The 1260-nt window shown below is 58.9% G+C and carries 1 protein-coding gene; it reads left to right on the top strand.

Going from position 1 to position 1260, the window contains the following annotated elements:
* Positions 1-61: 61 nt before the first annotated feature.
* Positions 62-1227 (top strand): IS3 family transposase gene (locus tag H3H39_RS27300; protein ID WP_182157690.1). Its coding sequence is split into 2 segments (ribosomal slippage): positions 62-314 and positions 314-1227, totalling 1167 coding nucleotides; the frame shifts between segments, so codons are not numbered across the junction.
* The last annotated feature ends 33 nt before the right edge of the window (positions 1228-1260 follow it).

Raw genomic sequence — 1260 nt, 5'->3', positions numbered from 1 at the left:
TGAGGTAGCCTGACATTTTCGGACACTTCCATTTGATAAACTTGTCGAAGGGAGTGAAATCATGAGATCAACAACATACACGCCGGAATTCCGGGCCGAGGCGGTCAAACTGGTGCTGGCACATGGGCTGACGTTGGAAGAGGCCGCGCAGCGAATCGCAATCCCCAAAGGGACTCTGGCGAACTGGGTGAGCGCTGCCAAGCGCGGCACCGATCCAGCGGCACCGCCGGGCAGCCGCAGCGTGGCTGAACTGGAAGCTGAAGTGGCCAAGCTGCGCAAAGAACTGGCGGTCGAACGGATGGAAAAGGAAGTGCTAAAAAAGGCCACCGCGTACTTTGCGAGGGAGTCGCTGCCCGGTACGCGTTCATGAAATCGGTGCGACTCGAATATCCGCTTGGTCTGTTGTGCCGCGTCTTTGATGTGTCGCGCAGCGGCTTCTACGCGGCGTTCGATCGTCGGCCATCGCAACGAGCGCAGGACGATGAACGATTGAAGGTCGCCATCAAGGCAGCCCATGTGCAGACTCGCGAAACCTACGGACCGTTGCGCTTGCAACCGGAGCTGGTCGCGCAAGGATTCAACACAGGGCGTGACCGCATCGTTCGACTGCGACGGGAACTTGGGCTGCGCTGCAAGCAAAAACGGAAGTTCAAGGCGACGACGAATTCGAGGCATGGCTACCCGGTCGCGCCGAACCTGTTGGATCAGACCTTTGCGCCGACGCGCCCGAACGAAGCCTGGGTCAGTGACATCACCTACATCTCCACTGACGAAGGGTGGCTTTACCTGGCAGGCATCAAGGACGTCTTTACGTGCGAAATGGTGGGTTTCGCCATGGGCGCGAGAATGACGCAGGAGCTGACAGCGCAAGCGTTGTGGCGGGCCGTACGAGGCAAGCGACCGGCGCCGGGACTGATCCTGCACTCCGACAGGGGAAGCCAGTACTGCGCCGACGATTACCGCAAGCTGGTCGCGCAGTTCGGTATGCAGGCATCCATGTCGCGCAAGGGGAACTGCTACGACAACGCGCCGATGGAGAGCTTCTGGGGCAGCTTGAAGAATGAGATGATTCATCATCAAAGATACGCCACGCGGGCCAACGCGGAAGCAGCGATCAGGGAGTACATCGAAATCTTCTATAACCGCCAGCGGCGTCACTCGCGCCTTGGCTACGTATCACCAGCATCGTTTGCCGCTGATTTCAGCAAACAGGCGCTGGCGGCTTGAAACGGAAGTGTCCACTATTGACAGTACACCTCA

This window comes from Rugamonas apoptosis, from assembly GCF_014042355.1.
GTDB lineage: Bacteria > Pseudomonadota > Gammaproteobacteria > Burkholderiales > Burkholderiaceae_D > Rugamonas > Rugamonas apoptosis.
This window is presented reverse-complemented; position numbering and strand designations above follow the sequence as displayed.